At 60.0% G+C, this 18,448-nt stretch carries 16 protein-coding genes; 2 read left to right on the top strand and 14 right to left on the bottom strand.

What is annotated here, in order from left to right:
* Window position 1: 1 nt before the first annotated feature.
* The 3 genes from eno to AC1DJO_RS18215 form a co-directional block, all read right to left on the bottom strand.
* A complete protein-coding gene (gene eno / locus AC1DJO_RS18225) occupies window positions 2-1,276 on the bottom strand; it encodes a phosphopyruvate hydratase (protein ID WP_112388121.1) in 1,275 nt (424 codons plus the stop codon).
* 154 nt (window positions 1,277-1,430) lie between these two features.
* Complete coding sequence (gene kdsA / locus AC1DJO_RS18220; RefSeq protein WP_310299137.1) at window positions 1,431-2,276, bottom strand: 3-deoxy-8-phosphooctulonate synthase; 846 nt, start codon at window positions 2,274-2,276, stop codon at window positions 1,431-1,433.
* Window positions 2,273-3,151 carry a VOC family protein gene (locus AC1DJO_RS18215; protein WP_477972225.1) on the bottom strand — a complete coding sequence of 293 codons (879 nt, stop codon included), beginning with the start codon at window positions 3,149-3,151 and terminating at the stop codon, window positions 2,273-2,275. Before AC1DJO_RS18215 ends, kdsA begins: the two co-directional genes overlap by 4 nt.
* 203 nt (window positions 3,152-3,354) lie before the next feature.
* On the opposite strand from AC1DJO_RS18215, the gene lexA reads away from it, so the two are divergent.
* Window positions 3,355-4,068: a transcriptional repressor LexA gene (gene lexA, locus AC1DJO_RS18210; protein ID WP_112539539.1), complete on the top strand. Its 714-nt coding sequence runs from the start codon at window positions 3,355-3,357 to the stop codon at window positions 4,066-4,068.
* Here lexA and AC1DJO_RS18205 read toward each other — a convergent pair.
* The gene (locus tag AC1DJO_RS18205) at window positions 4,049-6,253 is read right to left on the bottom strand and encodes a ComEC/Rec2 family competence protein (RefSeq protein ID WP_477972347.1); all 2,205 of its coding nucleotides are present in this window, start codon (window positions 6,251-6,253) and stop codon (window positions 4,049-4,051) included. The two genes, lexA and AC1DJO_RS18205, sit on opposite strands and share 20 nt — an antisense overlap.
* 513 nt (window positions 6,254-6,766) lie before the next feature.
* Here AC1DJO_RS18205 and gltA point away from each other — a divergent pair.
* Window positions 6,767-8,056 carry a citrate synthase gene (gene gltA, locus AC1DJO_RS18200; protein ID WP_112388116.1) on the top strand — a complete coding sequence of 430 codons (1,290 nt, stop codon included), beginning with the start codon at window positions 6,767-6,769 and terminating at the stop codon, window positions 8,054-8,056.
* 30 nt (window positions 8,057-8,086) lie between these two features.
* On the opposite strand, the gene lpxB is transcribed toward gltA, so the two are convergent.
* The 10 genes from lpxB to frr all read right to left on the bottom strand — a co-directional run bounded on the left by lpxB (window position 8,087) and on the right by frr (window position 18,408).
* Window positions 8,087-9,277 carry a lipid-A-disaccharide synthase gene (lpxB, locus tag AC1DJO_RS18195; RefSeq protein WP_477972223.1) on the bottom strand — a complete coding sequence of 397 codons (1,191 nt, stop codon included), beginning with the start codon at window positions 9,275-9,277 and terminating at the stop codon, window positions 8,087-8,089.
* Complete coding sequence (locus AC1DJO_RS18190; protein ID WP_477972221.1) at window positions 9,262-10,143, bottom strand: LpxI family protein; 882 nt, start codon at window positions 10,141-10,143, stop codon at window positions 9,262-9,264. The genes lpxB and AC1DJO_RS18190 overlap by 16 nt, the downstream gene beginning before the upstream one ends.
* Before the next feature lie 2 nt (window positions 10,144-10,145).
* A complete protein-coding gene (gene lpxA, locus AC1DJO_RS18185) occupies window positions 10,146-10,964 on the bottom strand; it encodes an acyl-ACP--UDP-N-acetylglucosamine O-acyltransferase (RefSeq protein WP_477972219.1) in 819 nt (272 codons plus the stop codon).
* Entirely contained in the window at window positions 10,961-11,428 is a 468-nt protein-coding gene (gene fabZ, locus AC1DJO_RS18180) for a 3-hydroxyacyl-ACP dehydratase FabZ (RefSeq protein WP_112388112.1), read from the bottom strand. Before fabZ ends, lpxA begins: the two co-directional genes overlap by 4 nt.
* On the bottom strand, window positions 11,421-12,485 hold the full coding sequence (lpxD, locus tag AC1DJO_RS18175; RefSeq protein WP_477972217.1) for a UDP-3-O-(3-hydroxymyristoyl)glucosamine N-acyltransferase: 1,065 nt from the start codon (window positions 12,483-12,485) through the stop codon (window positions 11,421-11,423). Before lpxD ends, fabZ begins: the two co-directional genes overlap by 8 nt.
* 48 nt (window positions 12,486-12,533) lie before the next feature.
* Window positions 12,534-14,876 carry an outer membrane protein assembly factor BamA gene (gene bamA / locus AC1DJO_RS18170; protein WP_477942880.1) on the bottom strand — a complete coding sequence of 781 codons (2,343 nt, stop codon included), beginning with the start codon at window positions 14,874-14,876 and terminating at the stop codon, window positions 12,534-12,536.
* Window positions 14,877-15,071: 195 nt separating this feature from the next.
* A complete protein-coding gene (gene rseP / locus AC1DJO_RS18165) occupies window positions 15,072-16,205 on the bottom strand; it encodes an RIP metalloprotease RseP (protein WP_310299115.1) in 1,134 nt (377 codons plus the stop codon).
* Between the two features lie 28 nt (window positions 16,206-16,233).
* Window positions 16,234-17,070, bottom strand: a complete 837-nt coding sequence (locus AC1DJO_RS18160) for a phosphatidate cytidylyltransferase (RefSeq protein ID WP_477972215.1) — start codon at window positions 17,068-17,070, stop codon at window positions 16,234-16,236.
* Window positions 17,070-17,813 carry an isoprenyl transferase gene (locus AC1DJO_RS18155; RefSeq protein ID WP_112388108.1) on the bottom strand — a complete coding sequence of 248 codons (744 nt, stop codon included), beginning with the start codon at window positions 17,811-17,813 and terminating at the stop codon, window positions 17,070-17,072. Before AC1DJO_RS18155 ends, AC1DJO_RS18160 begins: the two co-directional genes overlap by 1 nt.
* 34 nt (window positions 17,814-17,847) lie before the next feature.
* Entirely contained in the window at window positions 17,848-18,408 is a 561-nt protein-coding gene (gene frr, locus AC1DJO_RS18150; RefSeq protein ID WP_477972213.1) for a ribosome recycling factor, read from the bottom strand.
* Between the last annotated feature and the right edge of the window lie 40 nt (window positions 18,409-18,448).

Genomic DNA, 18,448 nt, shown 5'->3' with positions numbered 1-18,448 from the left:
ATCAGCCGCGGATGATCGAGCGGCCGGCGTAGCGGGCCTGCGGGCCGAGGCCCTCTTCGATGCGGATCAGCTGGTTGTACTTTGCAAGACGATCCGAGCGCGACAGCGAGCCGGTCTTGATCTGACCGCAGTTGGTGGCAACTGCGAGATCGGCGATCGTCGAATCTTCGGTTTCGCCCGAACGGTGCGACATGACAGCGGTGTAGGCTGCCTTGTGCGCAGTGTTGACGGCGTCCAGCGTTTCCGTCAGCGAGCCGATCTGGTTGACCTTGACGAGGATCGAGTTGGCAACGCCCATCTTGATGCCGTCGCGCAGGCGAGCAGAGTTGGTGACGAAGAGATCGTCGCCGACCAGCTGAACCTTCTTGCCAGCCAGATCGGTCAGGGCCTTCCAGCCGTCCCAATCGTCTTCAGCCATGCCGTCTTCGATCGAGATGATCGGGTACTGGGCAGCGAGCTGCGCCAGGTATTCGGCCATGGCGCCCGGCTCCAGCGTGCGGCCCTCGCCTTCGAGAACGTATTTGCCGTCCTTAAAGAATTCTGTCGAGGCGCAGTCGAGGCCGAGATAGATGTCTTCGCCCGGCTTGTAGCCAGCCTTTTCGATCGACTTCATGATGAAATCGAGGGCTTCAGGCGCGCTCTTCAGGCCCGGTGCGAAGCCGCCTTCGTCGCCGACGTTGGTGTTGTGGCCCTGAGCCGAGAGTTCCTTCTTGAGGACGTGGAAGACTTCCGAACCCATGCGGACGGCTTCACGGATCGAGTCGGCACCGACGGGCAGGATCATGAATTCCTGGAAGTCGATCGGATTGTCGGCATGAGCGCCGCCGTTGATGATGTTCATCATCGGAACCGGCAGCAGGTGGGCGGAAGCGCCACCGACGTAACGATAAAGCGGCAGGCCGGCAGCTTCAGCGGCAGCCTTGGCGACAGCGAGCGAAACGCCGAGGATGGCGTTGGCGCCGAGGCGCGACTTGTTCGGCGTGCCGTCCAGCTCGATCATGATGTTGTCGATCTGGATCTGGTTTTCAGCGTCGATGCCGCCGATGGCGTCAAAGATTTCCGTGTTGGCGGCTTCGACAGCCTTTTCAACACCCTTGCCGAGATAGCGCTTGCCGCCATCGCGAACTTCGACGGCTTCGTGCGCGCCGGTCGAGGCACCCGACGGAACAGCCGCGCGGCCCATGCTGCCATCTTCCAGATAAACGTCGACCTCGACGGTGGGGTTGCCACGGCTATCGAGAATCTCGCGGGCGATGATATCGGTAATTGCAGTCATGGGTTTCTTCCTGCTCGGTGGGTGGGATAAATCGTTTGAAATCGTCTTAATCGAAGGCACGCAAATTACAATGGCCGTTTTTGAGCCGCCTAACATGCCTTCGTTTCCGGCCTCATCCGAGGCCTATTACAGGATCATGTCAGCCTTTTGAACGTCAGGCCGCTTTCGCGATGGCGTCGAAGGCGAGAAGCTTTTCGAGAAGCCGCGGCATGTCCTTCAGATAGACCATGTTCGGTCCGTCAGACGGCGCATTGTCGGGGTCTTCGTGCGTTTCGACGAACACACCGGCGACACCGACGGCAACGGCGGCACGCGCCAGGGTCTCGACGAATTCGCGCTGACCACCGCTCGAGCCGCCCTGCCCGCCCGGCTGCTGCACGGAATGCGTGGCGTCGAAGATAACAGGAGCGCCAAGTGCAGCCATGATCGGCAGCGAGCGCATGTCCGATACCAGTGTGTTGTAGCCGAAGGAGGCACCGCGTTCGCAGAGCAGGATGTTCGGATTGCCGCTGGCATTCAGCTTGGCGAGAACATTCTTCATGTCCCAGGGCGCCAGGAACTGGCCCTTCTTGACGTTGACGATCCGGCCGGTCTTGGCGGCGGCAACGAGAAGGTCGGTCTGGCGGCTGAGGAAGGCCGGGATCTGCAGGATGTCGGCGACGGTTGCCACCTGCTCGCACTGCTCTTCCGTGTGGATATCGGTCAGAACAGGAAAGCCGAATTCCTTTTTCAGATCGGAGAAGACTTCGAGCGCCTTTTCAAGACCGATGCCGCGCTCGGCGGAAAGCGATGTCCGGTTCGCCTTGTCGAAAGACGACTTATAGACGAGGCCGATACCGAGCGACTTGCAGAGTTCGCTCAAAACACCGGCGACCATGAAAGCGTGGTCGCGGCTTTCCATCTGGCAGGGACCGGCGATCAGCGACAGCTTGCCCGTATTCGAAAAGGTAACGCGGCCAGCACCCTCGCCGGCGACAACTTCTGCATTGGTATTTGTCATTGGGTCTCCTCGAAGGCGAAGATTGCGCCCTGTCCCGGCGCCGGCTTCACCAACAGACGATTGTTCATACTGACATGGGTGATCCCGTTAGCAGCCAAATGCGCCGCTGTCACGGCCAGATCACCGACCGAAAAGACGATTGCGCGCGCCCTGAGGCCGTTATCGGTGACAAGTGGCTCGGCATCGAAATAGGCCTCCATGCCCTCGTTCGAGAAGATGGAAAGTCTCCCGTTCGGCAATTCGAAGGATAGGCCGAGTGCCGCCTCCTTAGGCTCCACTCCACCGCTGGCCGTCTCCAGAAATTCGGCGAAGGCCTGCGGATCCTCAGCGCTCAGCGCGATCTCGCTGATGCCGGTGACGCCGTTTGCATGGGTTTCCAGTGCATTGCGATCGGCCGGAAAGGCGTTGATCCGCTGGCAGGCGAAGAAGAAGACATCGGGTGCCCGAAGATCGGCGGCAAAGGCGAGCTTGAAGGCGCCTGTCGCCTGCGTTCCGTCGGGCATGACGATCGGCCGCGAGAATTCGACCATATCGCCGCCGCTCAGCTGCGCGCCGTCATAGGCAGCCTTGTCCGCATCGGCACTATCGGTGCCGAAGACAACAGCCGAAAAGCCGTCATCGCCGCAGCGGAAGCGGAAGGCCTGATCGCGGGCGACAAAGCTGTTGCCCTTTGCGACAGCCGCGTCGCAGTCCGCCTGGCTCGCAATACCGAGCGGTTCGAGATAGGTCTTGTCGGCCAAGAAGACGCAGGCATTCTCCGTTCCGAACGGATGACGGCCATCGGCCGCGACGGTGAAACCGAGACGCCCGAGTCGCTCGCGGGCAACGTCGATATGGGTCACGGGCAGTACCAGATGATCGAGCGGATGCGTCATGGCGGTTCCTCCGGTGAAGCCGGCAGAGATTTGCACGCCCTGCCCGGCAAAGCGCAAGCGTGGATCACCAATCCGGCAAATAAACTTTCAAAAACGACGAAAAATCATCGGAAGTTTTACCGATATTTAGGCACTTGCGGAACACATATGGAACATATAGTGTCCGTTCTGGCTTTGTTTCACGAATCTGGGGAAAAACTTCGATGCTGACGCGCAAACAACAGGAGCTTCTCCTCTTCATTCACGAGCGCATGAAGGAGTCCGGCGTTCCGCCATCCTTCGACGAAATGAAGGATGCGCTCGATCTGGCTTCCAAGTCGGGCATCCATCGCCTGATCACGGCTCTGGAAGAACGTGGCTTCATTCGCCGCCTACCGAACAGGGCGCGCGCACTCGAGGTCATCAAGCTTCCGGAAGCCTACAGCCCGAGCATCCAGCCGCGCCGCGGCTTCTCGCCGAGCGTCATCGAAGGCAGCCTCGGCAAGCCGCAGCCGGTCGCGCCGCCGAAGCCTGCGAACGAGGACAATCACACGTCGATCTCGGTGCCGGTCATGGGCCGGATCGCAGCCGGTGTGCCGATTTCGGCGATCCAGCAGAACACACACGACATCACTGTTCCCGCCGACATGCTCGGAAACGGTGAACATTATGCTCTTGAGGTCAAGGGCGACTCGATGATCGAGGCCGGCATCTTCGACGGCGATACGGTCATCATCCGCAACACCAATACCGCCAATGCCGGTGATATCGTCGTTGCTCTCGTCGATGACGAAGAGGCAACGCTGAAGCGCTTTCGCCGCAAGGGTGCATCCGTTGCGCTCGAAGCTGCCAACCCGGCTTACGAAACCCGTATTTTCGGACCGGACCGCGTCAAGGTTCAGGGCAAGCTCGTTGGCCTTATCCGCCGCTATCACTGAGCGTCTCGCTTTCACCAAAAGTGCCGCTGCGCCAATCGTAGGCGCGGTGGCGGATCCAGGGCCGGTCGAGACCCTCGAATGATGTGGTGATTTCGGCGATCCCATTGGGGAAACGAAGCTCGACAGCGCCTGTCTTTCGCAGTGTCTCCCCGGTGAAAAGCAGGGCGCCTGAGCGGCAGGTATCGAGGCGCAGGCGAACCGGTGTGACGACGATATCGGATATGTCGCAGGCTGGGCCAAGGAACGCCGCATTCTCGATCACGGTCAGGATCGAACCGTTGTCGAGCTTCGCCGTACACCAGGACTTTTTCACGCATGAGAAGCGCTCGCCCGTCGCACTGGCCTTGATCGCGTTCATGGTGTCGTTCTGCTGTGCCTCCGTCAGTTTCAGCCTTTCACCGCGCGGTGCGGTGGGAATATCCGGGAGCGCCGGGAACGCCGGTGACAAATGCTTATCGATCACCAGAGCGCGCCTCCATTGATCAAAGATGAAGCCCGGTGGCCGCTCGCGATTGGTGGCGAGGCCGTTGTCACTGACGATGCCCGCCATGCTCCCGTCCTCGGCAATCACGATTTTCGGCGGCGGAGGACCTCCCAACATCGCGGCGGCTGTCGTCGATGCCATCAAGATCGCGGTGCCGAGATGCCGTATGCGGCTGCGCAGCAAAGTCAGCAGCAGGAAACCCGTCACCGCCGCGGGAAAGTACCACGACGCCAGGCGCCCGACGCCGATATCGCCGCCCCATGAGGCAACCGTCCTGGCGATGGCGATCACCAGATCGAGCCCGAAGCCCGTCACCTGCCACGCCCATGCATCGAGACCGAGGGGCATCAGCAGCATGGCAATGAGGCCGAACGGCATGATGATGAAGGAGATGATCGGCATGGCAGCGAGATTGGCTGGCAGGCCATAGGCCGTCAGCCGGTGGAAGTGCTCGACCGAGAACAACGCGGTCGAGAAGCCGCCGATGACGGAGGTCAGCAGGATGCCGCCGAAGAACGCAGTGGCGGAAGACAGCATCCTGACGGCGCGAAACTTTGCGAAGGGCCGGTCGCGCACCGGCCTCTCCTTCCAGAGCGCATAGCCGGCGACGAGGGCCAGTGTCGCGGCGAAGGACATCTGGAAGCTTGGCCCCATGATCTCCGAGGGTGAGAGGACAATGATCACCAGCGCCGATAAGGCTACGTTGCGCAGACTGATCGACGGCCGGTCGAAGAAGACCGCCGCCAGCATGATCGCCATCATGATGAAGGCGCGTTCGGCAGAGACAGCGAAGCCCGAAATCAGAAAATAGGCGGTGACGGCGGCAAGCGCACCGGCTGCGGCAATCTTCTTGACGGAATAGGCCTGGACGACAGCCGGAAACAGGCTGAGCACGGTGCGGAAGCCGACGAAGAAGATGCCTGCCGACAGCGCCATGTTGAGACCGGAAATGGCGATGATATGCGCAAGGCCGGATTGGCGCAGCGCCTCGGTCGTCTCGCTCGAAATGGCGCGGCGCTCGTCCGTGACCAGAGCGGCGGCAAAAGCGCCGGTGTCGCCAGGCAGGATGCCTCTAATACGGTCGCCGATGCCGCTTCTCAAGCGGTAGAGCCATTCAAGCGCGCGATCCTGCATCGATGCGGGCCCGGGTTCGACCGCCGGCACCACGGCAGGGGCACCATAAAAGAAACCGTTGCCACCGACGCCGTCGAAATAGGCACCGAACGAAAAGTCGTTGAGGCCGGGAAGAGCGGGCCCTGACGGCGGCGTCAGCCTTGCCCTGCCCTTCAGCCAAGTCCCGGTTTCGAACTCCGCTTTCTGGCCGCGCGCAATCACGGTCACCTGCTCTGGCGGCCGCTTCAGCGCCGGGTTCTCCGTCGCCTTGAGCGCCAACAGATACCGCCAGCCGCCGCGGCCATCGCTTTCCCGCCGCTCTACGCGGCCTGTCAGCGTCGTCGTTACCGCCGAATCGAGAACGACAGTACCGGCTCTCCAGGTCTCGAATTGTGCGGCGAGGATGCCAACAGCAATCAACATCATGGAGACCAGGCAGATCCGGCTCCACTCCCGGCTGCGATCGGTCACGGCAAGGAGCAGAAGTAGCGCGATTGCGCATGAAAGCGGCACAGCCGGTGAAATGTCTGCGCCGCAGGCAAACCAGAGAACGGAGCCCAGTCCGAGCGCCACCGGCGCAAACAACATGCGGCCGCCATAGGCCAGTTCTTCGACAGCACAGGCCGGCAGGCTTTGCGCAACACGGCGCTGCAGCGACCGAAGAACATGAATAGAAAGCTGCCGGCGGTGACCTAGATTAACAGGTGCGAAGAGAGAGCCTGCTGCAGGCGGCATCAGCGGCGTCTGCGGCAATTTGGCCGCGGCACCGATGGTGATCGTGCTGACGTCGCTGGTTTTCAACTCCGGCATGCAAAGAGCCTGATGACCCGATAGAATACAACCAGAATGCAACCCTGCGCGCGTTTCAGCAACAATAATCGATTGAAAAATGATGAAAAAACGTGAGTGCAAAAAGCCTAAATAAATCATCAGCTTCCGCTATGCGTTTACAGCATCGCAGGAGTGCCTAAAAGTTGATACTGCGATGCACAAAATGGCGTCACGGTAACTTGGCATTAGGCGCGCTATCATATAGCAATCTGAGCGGACGCTTAACCCTATGGCGCTTTTATGGCGCCGCCGCCAATTTGGAGGATCAGAATGACGGATCAAAGCGCAACAATCAAAATCGGCGACAAATCCGCCAATCTTTCCGTAAAGAGCGGAACGATTGGGCCTGATGTCATCGATATCGGCGCACTCTACAAGAACACCGGTTCCTTCACGTACGATCCTGGTTTTACCTCGACCGCATCCTGTGAATCGAAGATCACCTACATCGATGGCGATGAAGGCGTTCTGCTGCACCGCGGCTATCCGATCGAGCAGCTGGCCGAGCACGGCGACTTCCTCGAAGTCTGCTATCTGCTGCTCTACGGCGAACTGCCGACCGCAGCGCAGAAGAAGGACTTCGATTACCGCGTCACGCACCACACCATGGTGCACGAGCAGATGAGCCGCTTCTTCACCGGCTTCCGCCGCGATGCGCACCCGATGGCCGTCATGTGCGGCTGTGTCGGCGCGCTCTCGGCCTTCTACCATGACTCGACCGACATCACCGATCCGCACCAGCGCATGGTCGCGTCGCTGCGCATGATCGCCAAGATGCCGACGCTGGCCGCCATGGCCTACAAGTATCACATTGGTCAGCCCTTCGTTTACCCGAAGAACGACCTCGACTATGCGTCGAACTTCCTGCGCATGTGCTTTGCCGTCCCTTGCGAAGAGTATACGGTCAATCCGGTTCTCTCCCGCGCCATGGACCGCATCTTCATTCTGCACGCCGACCACGAGCAGAACGCTTCGACCTCGACCGTTCGTCTCGCCGGCTCTTCGGGTGCTAACCCGTTCGCCTGCATCGCGGCCGGCATTGCCTGCCTCTGGGGTCCTGCCCACGGCGGCGCCAACGAAGCGGCTCTCAACATGCTCTCGGAAATCGGCTCCGTCGATCGTATCCCTGAATATGTCGCACGTGCCAAGGACAAGAACGATCCGTTCCGCCTGATGGGCTTCGGTCACCGCGTCTACAAGAACTACGATCCGCGCGCCAAGATCATGCAGAAGACGACGCATGAAGTTCTCGGCGAACTCGGCATCAAGGACGATCCGCTTCTCGAAGTGGCGATGGAACTCGAGCGCATCGCGCTGACCGACGAGTATTTCATCGAGAAGAAGCTCTACCCGAACATCGACTTCTATTCGGGCATCACGCTGAAGGCTCTCGGCTTCCCCACGACCATGTTCACGGTTCTCTTCGCTCTCGCCCGTACAGTCGGCTGGATCGCGCAGTGGAACGAAATGATCGAGGATCCGCAGCAGCGCATCGGCCGTCCGCGCCAGCTCTATATCGGCGAGGCCGAGCGTAACTACGTTCCGGTTTCCAAGCGCTAAGCGCCTATATCAGCGAAACAAAAAACCCGGTCATTTCTGACCGGGTTTTTTCTTGTCCAGAGTCTCGAGAACGACCTCGGCCGCCTTTTGTCCCGGCGGCTTGTCCGTCTGCATGCGCTGCCAGACGAGATCGAAGCCCTCGATCATCGCACGGCGCTGCAGCGTATCTGCCGACAGCCGCTCCATCCATCGCGACAGGCTGCCGCCGCGGACAACCTCGTTGATATATTCGGGCACGACCGCGTAGTCGGCGATCAGGTTCGGAATGGCCGCTGTCCAGGTCTTGATGCGGCCCGTCAGCAGCTTCATGATCCAGTCGATCTTGTAGGCCGACACCGTCGGCACACCGGCGAGCCCCAGCTCCAGGATCACCGTTCCGGATGCGGCCATCGCTGCGTCGGCTTCGGCGAATGCCCGCCACTTCGCCTCGCCGCCGACAAGTATCTCCGGCTTCACCGGCCAATCCTTGATCATCTCACGCACCTGCGCCTCGCGCCTCGCAACGGTGGGCAGCATGAACCGCATCTCGCCGTTGCGCGAGACGAGCTCATTCACTGCATCGCCGAAATGAGGCAAAAGACGGTTGATCTCCGAGGCCCGGGAGCCGGGGAGCAGCATGATCGACTTGACGGCAGGCTGGGGAGAGTTTGCCCTTGCGCTGCGCGCGTTTCGTGTCGCGATGAGATCCTGATCTGCCGTCAGCCGGTGGCCGACATAGGTCGTCGGCGGCCCGCCGAGTTCCTTCATCACGCAGGGCTCGAATGGCAGCACCGCCAGAACATGATCGACATATCCCAGCATGCGTTGTGCGCGGTATTCCTTCCACGCCCAGACACTCGGACAGACATAGTTGACGACAGGCAGATCCGGGAGAGCCGCGCGTACGCGTTTGGCGACGCGATGGGTAAAGTCGGGACTGTCGATGATGACGAGAACATCAGGCTTGGCGGCGATGATTGCCGCCGTGGTCTGGCGGATCAGCCTGTAAAGCGTCGGCAGCTTGGCAAGCACCTGGCTGATGCCCATAATCGACAGTTCAGAATAGTCGAACAGCGATTTCAAGCCCTGGGCTTCCAGCGCTTCGCCGCCGACGCCGACAAGCTCGACGGGGCCGTTATGGATCTGTTTCAAAGCGGCGATCAGATCGCCGCCCAGCAGGTCGCCGGAGACTTCTCCGGCAATGATGCCGATTTTCAGACTGGTGCTCACGTCAGCCCCCATCCCGGCAAGCCGCGGTCGATGCCGCACACGAAAAGGCCAGCCTGATCCGCCGCAGCGATCATCTCATCTCTCTCCAGAATCAGTGCCCTGCCCGCCTCGACCGCAACACCCGCGAGACCGGCTTTCTGCGCATTGGCAATGGTCGACACGCCGATCGATGGCAGATCGGCGCGCAAATCCTGCTGCGGCTTGCAGAGCTTGACGAGCACGCCCTTGCGGCGCGCCGATATCCGCCCTGCATTGCGCAGCGATGCGACCCGCTCCAGCATACCGTCGGTACCTTCCGGTCCCTCTAGCGCGACGACGCGTCCGCCGACCGAGACGGCACCCTGCCCTACGTCAAGCAATCCCAGGGCATTGGCGGCCTCGGCAGCCTTCAGCATGTCGGAGATATCGTCCTTGCCCGGCACCACCGCACCAAGAGAGCCGACAGAAGCCAGAAGATCGGGGGCAATCTCCTGGGCGCCGATCACACGGCGGCCGTTATTTTCGATGAGCTTGATCACCATCTGCAGCACGGTGTCATCACCGCCGGAGATCAATGTCCTGACGACCGACGGGATCTTGACGACAGACTTCCACGTCGGGCGTATTTCCCGCCATTCCGGCCGGCGGCGGACGCCACCAGACATCACGACGCGGCGGATATCATGCTTGCTGAAGATAGCATCGAGTGCGGAGACATCGCCGACGCCGATGACGGCATGGTCGTAGCCCTGCCAGGAACGGTCGACTTCACCCTTCAATGAAATCACGAAGGGTTCATCGCCGGCGGCACGTGCAGCCTGGGCCACGTAGGCCGGCAAAAGGCCGTTTCCAGCGATGATCGCAAGACGGCCCTTTGCGGTGTCGCCGGAAACGGACACGCTCAGCCTTTCTGTCCCCGCGTCGGCGAAGACAGCGCCCGATCGCTCTCGGCGGCAATGAAATCGAGGATTTCGACAACCTGAGGGCAATCGGCATACTCGGCGCGGATTGCGGCTGCGTTATCGCGAACCGAACCGGAGCCTTCGAAAATCGCCTTGTAAGCGCGTCGTACCGTGTGAATGACAGCGCGATCAACGCCGGCACGCGTCATGCCGACGACGTTCAGGCCGCCGAGCAGCCCCGGATTGCCGTTCAGCATGCCATAGGGAATGACGTCGTAGCTGACGGCGGAGAGGCCGCCGACAAAGGCCTGACGGCCGACGCGCGTGAACTGATGTACCGCCGAACCGCCGCCGAGAATGACGCGATCTTCGATCGTCACGTGACCTGCAAGCATGACGTTGTTCGACATGATGACATTGTTGCCGACACGGCAATCGTGGGCGACATGCGAATTGGCGAGGAACAGATTGTTGTCGCCGACAATGGTCTTGCCGCCGAAATCGCTGGTGCCGGTATTGATCGTTACGCCTTCGCGCATCGTGCAATTTTCGCCGATGGTCAGCGTCGTCTCTTCACCGGCGTGATGGACGCTTTGCGGATCGCCGCCGATGACGGCCATCGGAAACACCCTCGAACCCTTGCCGAGGATGGTCCGGCCGGTGACGATGGCATGGGGATGAAGCTCGACATTGTCATCAAGCGTCACCTTCGGACCGACATAGGCGAAGGGACCGATGGTCACGTTCTCACCGACGACGGCGCCGTCTTCAACGACGGCCATCGGGTGAATGCGGGCGCTGGCAGCAACCGTGCTCATGCCTTGTCCTTGCGTAGGATCATTGCACCGATATCGGCTTCCGCGGCCAGGTTACCATCAACCTTGGCGTCACAGTGGAACTTCCAGATATTGCCGCGCTGCTTCAGCTTCTTGACGTGAAATTCGACGCGATCGCCGGGGATAACAGGCTTGCGGAAGCGGGCATTGTCGATCGTCATGAAGTAGACGAGATTGCCGCTCGTGCCGTCCTTGCGCGCACAGATCGCGCCGGCCGTCTGGGCCATGCCCTCGACCAGAAGCACGCCTGGCATGATCGGCGAATCGGGAAAATGGCCGGTAAATTGCGGTTCGTTGGCTGTGACGTTCTTGATACCGATCGCGGAATCGTCACCGTCGATCTCGATGATCCTGTCGACCATCAAGAAGGGATAGCGATGCGGCAGGAGTTTCATGATCTCGATGATGTCTGCCGACGAAAGAGAAGCCTTTGCTTCTTCAGTCATTCTTGTCTCCCGTTTTGTTCGCCCGTGCCGCCGAACGTGCCATGATCTCGGCAGATTCGCGCAGGAAGTGCTTGATCGGCCTGGCCGGAATGCCACCATAACGCTCGCCGTCCGGAATGCTTTGTACCACACCGCTCTTGGCGGCGATCTGAACGCCGTTGCCAATGGTAATATGGCCATTAATCCCGGTTTGACCACCGATCTGCACACCATCGCCGATCACGGCACTGCCGGCGATGCCAACTTGCGAAACAACCGCGCAGTGGCGGCCGATCTTGACGTTGTGTCCGATCTGCACCTGATTGTCGATCTTGGTACCCTCACCAATGACGGTGTCGTCCATCGTACCGCGGTCGATCGTCGAGTTAGCGCCGACCTCGACATTGTCCTGAATGATGACACGACCGATCTGAACGATCTTGATCATGCCACGCGGACCCGGCGCATAGCCGAATCCATCCTGGCCGATACGTGCGCCATTGTGGATGATGACGTGATTGCCGAGAAAAGCACACAGCACGCTCGCGCCGCTGGCGATCGAACAATTGCGGCCAATCTTGACACCGGGGCCAATGATCGCGCCCGCCCCGATCCGGGTGCCCGAACCGATTTCCACACCCGCGCCGATGACAGCCAAAGGCTCAACGATGACGCCGGCTTCCAGCTTGGCTGTCGGATCGACCACGGCGCCAGTGCCGATGGCGCTGTCAACCGACATGGATGGCAACGGCTGCAGAGCCGATGGATGCAAATATCCGCCAGCCATTGCAAATGCTGCATGGGGATTTTTTGAGACGAGCGCCGGTATATGCGCCGGGATTGCAGACAGCAAAGCCGGATCGCACAGAATAGCCGACGCCTCGCATGTTTCCAGCTCGGCGCGGCTCCTGCGCGAAATCACATAACAGATGTCACCAGCCTTGGCACGACTCACAGGAGCCACGGAATGGATGATGACGTCTGCCTTGGACGAATCAGGGAGTTCTGCCCCGAGATATTGAGCGAGCTCAGAGAGCTTCACCCCATCCCGAGGCTTAAAGAACGAATTTTGCTCCATCGGCAATGCTCCAGAACGGAATTCCAGTATGGTTCCGGACTGCCGATATCAGAATTGGTTGTTGATGCCAAACTTGAAGTACTGCGTCTTGTCGTAGTCCTTCTTGACGACAGGGATCGCATAGTCGACGCGAAGTGCACCGAAAGGCGACTGCCAGATCAGGCCAAGGCCGACGGAAGCACGCAGAGCTGCGTTGTCGCCATCGACGGTAAGACCAGAAACATCAACGTCGTTGCCGAAAAGCGTACCCGCATCCGCAAAGACTGCGCCACGCAGACCGAAGTCACGCGGGAAGCCTGGCATCGGGAACGAAGCCTCAGCAGATACCGTGAAATAGGTCGTACCACCAAGCGGATCGTCCGGCTGGGATCCGCCCATCCGCGGACCGATGCCCTTGTTTTCAAAGCCGCGAATATCGCTGTTGCCCAGGGTGAACTGGTCAAAGATATTCAGGTTCTTGTCGAAACCAACAACGTAGCCAGCGCCTGCGGCGAGCGAACCGATGATGTCTGCATCGTCAGCAAGCAGGTGATAATAGCGGGCCTTGCCGTAAACCTTGTAGAACTGCGAGTCGCCGCCGAGGCCAGCGATTTCGTTGGTCAGGGTTGCGTAGATACCTTCACGCGGCAACGTCATATCGTCGAGCGTATTGTAGGTGAAGGTCTGCGAGATCGACGACTTGATCCAAGGGCCGTTGTTGACCAGATCCTGATAGGGTATCGACAGATCGCTCAAATCACTGCCGCTGGAGTCGTAGTCCATCCGCTTGAAGTTGTAGCGGAAGGTCGACGCCAGGTCTTCGGTGATCGGCGCTGTTGCGCGCAGCACAAGGCTGTCTTCGGTGTAGTCGTAGTTGTCGTTGCTCGAGGTTTCGCTGTGGTTCAGGTCGAAACCGGTCGCAAGACGATAGCCGAGGAAGTAGGGCTCGGTGAAGCTCAGGCCGTAGCTCTGCGATCCCTCAAGACCACCACCAGCCGAAACCTTGATATACTGGCCACGGCCGAGGAAGTTCTTTTCTTCGATCGACGCTTCGAGAATGAGGCCGTCGCCACCAGCGGCGTAACCGGCGCCGATACCGAACGAACCGGTCGACTGATCCTGAACATCGACGACAACGACGACGCGGTCGGCAGCGCTGCCCGGCTGCGTCGAGATGTTGACGGACGAGAAGAAGCCGAGCGCTTCAAGGCGGCGCTTCGCCTTGGTGATCATCTGCTGGTTGAAGGCGTCGCCTTCGGAGACGTCGAACTCGCGGCGAATGACGTAATCGCGCGTGCGGCTGTTGCCGCGGATTTCGATGCGCTCGATATAGGCGCGCTCGCCCTGGTCGACGAGATATTCGACGCCGATCGTGTTGTTGCCGAGGTCGCGGTTACCGCGCGGCGTGACACGGGCGAAGGGATAACCTGCCGAAGCGACCTGGTCGGAGATGGCTTCCATCGACTGCTGAACGCTCTTGGCGCTATAAACTTCGCCTTCGTGCGTCTTGACGAGACCCTGCAGCTGTTCGCCGCTGACACCATCGACCGTCGACTGAACCGTAACAGGACCAAAATTGTAGCGCGGACCTTCTTCGATGTTGAAGGTGAGCGTGTACTTGTTGGTGGTTTCGTCGAACTGAGCGTCGGACGAGACGACCTTGAAGTCGGCATAGCCACGGTTGAAGTAGAACTGGCGCAGCGCCTCTTCGTCGGCGTGCAGCTTGTCTTCGTTGTAAACGTCCTTGCGCGTCAGGAACGACAGGAAGTTCGAACGCTTCGTCGAGATGACAGCAGCCAGGCGGCCGGCGCTGTAAGCGTTGTTACCAACGAAGTTGATGGAATCGATCTTGGTGCGATCACCTTCGTCGATGACGAAAGCAAGGTTCACGCGGCCTTCGCCGAGCGGAACGACCTGCGTCGTGACGTTGACTTCGCTACGGCCGGTGGCAGCGTAGGCTTCCTTGATGGCGGCGATGTCAGCCTGGATCTGCGCATCATTGTATGGGCCGGAGGCGTGCGTGCCGACAACGGAGGCCAGCTTGTCGTCCTTGACCTTGCGGTTGCCGTTGAAGACGACCTGGTTGACGAGTTGGGCTTCCTGAACTTGTACGACGAGCGTGCCGCCGGAGACGGAAATCTTGACGTCGGAGAAATAGCCAGTGCCGTAGAGCTGCTTCACCGAGTCATCGATGTCGGTGTTGGAGAAGCTCTTGCCTGGAGCGATGGTCAGGTTGGAACGCACAGCCTCAGCACCGACGCGGCTTGCCCCGCGTACATCGATGCGCTGAATGACTGCGGCTTCAGCCGCCCCCGCAGAGATGATTGTAATGACACCTGCGCCGGAAGCCACAACACTTGCAGACAGCGCAACCGCCGATACTGCGTTCAAAAATCTTGAACCAGCCTTCATTTCACCCATTACCTTTTTTCTCGTCCCCGTCGCCGGGAGAACCCGATTCCGGCCACGTGTGTCGTTTTACCCGCTTTTGACATACAAGCAAGGTAGCAAGTTAATTTCTGTTTACTTCATTTCGAAGCGTGACCCATTCGCCACTACAGCTTTGAAACATCGTAAATAAACGGTAATTTTCCCTCACCGCACGCGCTATCCAATTAGCGCGCTTATGTCATTCCAGGTGGCAAAAACCATTAGCGAAAGCACCATAGCCAGGCCGATGCGAAATGCAATTTCCTGAGCCGAGGACCCCAAAGGTTTTCCCCTCACCGCTTCAATCGCATAGAACATCAGATGCCCGCCATCAAGTACCGGTACAGGCATCAGGTTAAGCAATCCAATAGAGACGGACAATACTGCTGCGAGTTGCAGCAAAGCAGCAACGCCGAGCGTCGCCATCTGGCCGGAGGCCTGAGCGACGCGGATCGGGCCGCCCAGCTGATCGGGCTTCATGTATCCGGCGAACAGGTTGCCAATATACTTGAACGTACCGGTGACGATATGCCAAGTCTGGATCGTACCCTCTTTCAGGGCTGCGACCGGCGTATAGGTCTGGACGCGGAAATGGCCGACTTCCTGATTGGTGACGATACCGATCAGGCCGATCTCGATCTTGTTGCCGAACTGGTCAGTCATGTCGGTGCGCTTCGGCACCATCGGCAGGTCCAGCTTTTCGCCATTGCGCTCGATGCTGACGACGATCTTCTGCTCGGGACGGATGCTGACATAGCGGCGCACGTCATCAAAGGTCTCGACCTTGCCGCCATCGATGGCGATCAACAGGTCACCCGGCAATATACCAGCTTCAGCGGCCGCACTTTCGGGCTTGACCTCGGCAACGACCGGATCGGCGACCGAGCGGCCGTAGATCGAAAACAGTACGGTAAAGATGGCGATCGCGAGGATGAAATTGGCGATCGGACCGGCGGCCACGGTCGCGGCCCGTTTCCAGAGCTTGGCGCCTGCGAAAGACCGCGCCCTGTCCTCTTCGGACATGGCATTCAGAACGCTGGTATCCGGCTTGCTCGATGCATCCTCGTCGCCGAAGAACCGCACGTAACCACCGAGCGGAATGGCGGAGATCTTCCATCGCGTGCCATGACGGTCGCTGAAGCCGATGATCTCAGGGCCGAAGCCGACAGAAAAAGCCAGGATGCGGATGCCGCTCCAGCGGCCGACGAGATAGTGCCCCATCTCGTGCACGAAAACGAGCAGCGAGAGAACGAGGACGAAGGGGATGATATACCCCGTCAGGAAGCCGAATATTCCGGTCAAGCCTTCCATAAGTTTCTTCCGCCGCCTTTCCGCGAATTCAAAGTCCGAACAACGCCGCGCCAAGCGGCGCTGCTGTGCCGCCTCTTATCAATGAAAAACACGTCGCAAGCAAGAAAGCCGCAAAGCAGGCGAAAATCAGGCCATCGACGCGGTCCATGACGCCGCCATGTCCTGGAATGAGACGGCTGGAATCCTTGACGCCGAAGCGGCGCTTGATGAAGGATTCGAAGAGATCTCCGGCCTGACTGCAGACCGACAGGATGAAGGCGACGGCAGCGGCGACCAGCCAATCGGCCTCAGGCACCAGGAAATAGACAATCAGGCTACCGGCGATCACAGCGGAAACCGCGCCGCCCATCGCGCCCGACTGGGTCTTGCCGGGAGAAATCTTCGGTGCCAGCTTCGGCCCGCCGATTGCGCGGCCAACGAAATAGGCGAGGATATCGGTCGCCCATACCACGGCAAACAGGAAAAGCATGGCATGCAGGCCGCCGGTATCGGCGCCACGGATCTCAGCCAGCGCAATGCCCGTCAGCCCGGCATAGACGACACCTGCCGGAAACCAGCGGCTGACGCCACGCAGCAGCGTGAAGCCGATGGCGACGAAAAAAACAGCCAGGAGAAGTCCGAGGGCCCAATCGAAGCGGCCAAGGAGGATTGCGAGGGCGATAGCACCCTGCCCGGCCCAGCCTGCGGCATTGGCGACCAGCTGCTCGGCCTTAAGGCGGGTGATCGTCGACCATTCATAGTAGATCAGCAGCCCGATCAGCGCCGACAGCGCCTGAAACGCCAATCCACCATACCAGGTCGCCGCAAGCACGATGATGGCAAGGATGATGCCCGAGATGATGCGAAGCTTCAGTTCCTGCTGCATCAAGTACCCACTGCCGCGGCTTGCGACGACAATCCGCCGAAGCGGCGGTCGCGGGCGGCGTATTTCTCAAGCGCCGAATAGAACAGCTCGCGTCCGAAATCCGGCCAGTATTCCGGCACGAAAATCAGCTCGGAATAAGCGGCCTGCCAGAGCAGAAAGTTGGACAGCCGCTCTTCGCCGCTGGTGCGGATGATCAGGTCAGGGTCGGGAATCCCCGCCGTATCGAGCCGGGCATTGATCAGCGCTGGCGTAATGTCCTGCGTCCGCAGACGGCCGGCTTCGACGTCCTTGGCAAGGCTGACCATGGCTCTCGCCATCTCGTCGCGCGAGCCGTAGTTGAAAGCGATGACCAGCGTCAGTGCAGTATTGTTGCTGGTCGTCTCTTCGGCTTCGAGCAGCAGGTCGAGAATGTCGCTGCGCAACGTGTGGCGGTCGCCGATGATGCGGATGCGGACATTCTCCGAGTGAAGCTCGGCGAGATCGCGACGGATGAAGGCCTTGAGAAGGCCCATCAGGTCGGAAACCTCGGCCTCCGGCCGGCGCCAGTTTTCGGACGAAAATGCAAAAAGGGTCAGATACTTGATGCCAGCGTCACCGGCAGCGCGGACGGTCGCACGGACCGCCTCCACGCCTTTGCGGTGCCCCATGGCGCGCGGCAAGCCGCGTTGCTTGGCCCAACGGCCGTTGCCATCCATGATGATGGCAACATGTTCTGGCATGCTCACGAATGCTGGTTCCGACATTTCCCGTCCGGTCTCTTGGGGCGCAGGCGAAAGCCTAGACCTGCATGATTTCCTTTTCCTTCTCGGCAAGCAAGCGATCGATTTCGGAAATCGTCTCATCCGTAATCTTCTGCACACGATCGGATTGCGCCCGGCTTTCATCCTGGCCAATGACACCGTCCTTTTCGGCTTTCTTAAGGCCGTCCATGCCGTCGCGGCGAACATGGCGAATCGCCACCTTGCTCTTTTCGGCATAGTCGTGAGCAACCTTGACCAGCGACTTGCGGCGCTCTTCGTTGAGCTCAGGCAGCGGAATGCGGAGATTCTGGCCGTCGACGATCGGGTTGAGACCGAGGTTCGATTCGCGGATCGCCCGGTCAGTGGCGCCGACCATCGACTTGTCCCAGACGGAGACCGACAGCATGCGCGGCTCGGGAACGGTGATGTTGGCCACCTGGTTCAGGGGCATGCGCGAACCATAGGCTTCGACAGTGACCGGATCCAGAATGTTGGCCGAGGCACGGCCGGTGCGCAGCGATGCGATATCGCTCTTGAATGAGGAAACTGCGCCATCCATGCGGCGCTTGATTTCCTTGATGTCGATGCCTTCGCTCATAGTCATGCTCCCGTCTCAGTCGGAATCGCGCCGTGTTTGC

The organism is Rhizobium sp. 05N430 (genome assembly GCF_056396985.1).
Note: the sequence above shows the minus strand (reverse complement) of the source record. Positions and strands in the feature narration are given on the sequence as shown.

Coding starts and splice junctions, on each gene's coding strand:
- lpxD (WP_477972217.1), bottom strand. CDS start 12,485: ATGGAGCAAAATTCGTTCTTTAAGCCTCGGGATGGGGTGAAGCTCTCT.
- kdsA (WP_310299137.1), bottom strand. CDS start 2,276: ATGACAAATACCAATGCAGAAGTTGTCGCCGGCGAGGGTGCTGGCCGC.
- fabZ (WP_112388112.1), bottom strand. CDS start 11,428: ATGACTGAAGAAGCAAAGGCTTCTCTTTCGTCGGCAGACATCATCGAG.
- eno (WP_112388121.1), bottom strand. CDS start 1,276: ATGACTGCAATTACCGATATCATCGCCCGCGAGATTCTCGATAGCCGT.
- lpxB (WP_477972223.1), bottom strand. CDS start 9,277: ATGGGGGCTGACGTGAGCACCAGTCTGAAAATCGGCATCATTGCCGGA.
- lexA (WP_112539539.1), top strand. CDS start 3,355: ATGCTGACGCGCAAACAACAGGAGCTTCTCCTCTTCATTCACGAGCGC.
- bamA (WP_477942880.1), bottom strand. CDS start 14,876: ATGAAGGCTGGTTCAAGATTTTTGAACGCAGTATCGGCGGTTGCGCTG.
- AC1DJO_RS18160 (WP_477972215.1), bottom strand. CDS start 17,070: ATGCAGCAGGAACTGAAGCTTCGCATCATCTCGGGCATCATCCTTGCC.
- AC1DJO_RS18155 (WP_112388108.1), bottom strand. CDS start 17,813: ATGTCGGAACCAGCATTCGTGAGCATGCCAGAACATGTTGCCATCATC.
- frr (WP_477972213.1), bottom strand. CDS start 18,408: ATGAGCGAAGGCATCGACATCAAGGAAATCAAGCGCCGCATGGATGGC.
- gltA (WP_112388116.1), top strand. CDS start 6,767: ATGACGGATCAAAGCGCAACAATCAAAATCGGCGACAAATCCGCCAAT.
- lpxA (WP_477972219.1), bottom strand. CDS start 10,964: ATGAGCACGGTTGCTGCCAGCGCCCGCATTCACCCGATGGCCGTCGTT.
- AC1DJO_RS18205 (WP_477972347.1), bottom strand. CDS start 6,253: ATGTTGTTTGCGCCGGTGGCGCTCGGACTGGGCTCCGTTCTCTGGTTT.
- AC1DJO_RS18215 (WP_477972225.1), bottom strand. CDS start 3,151: ATGACGCATCCGCTCGATCATCTGGTACTGCCCGTGACCCATATCGAC.
- rseP (WP_310299115.1), bottom strand. CDS start 16,205: ATGGAAGGCTTGACCGGAATATTCGGCTTCCTGACGGGGTATATCATC.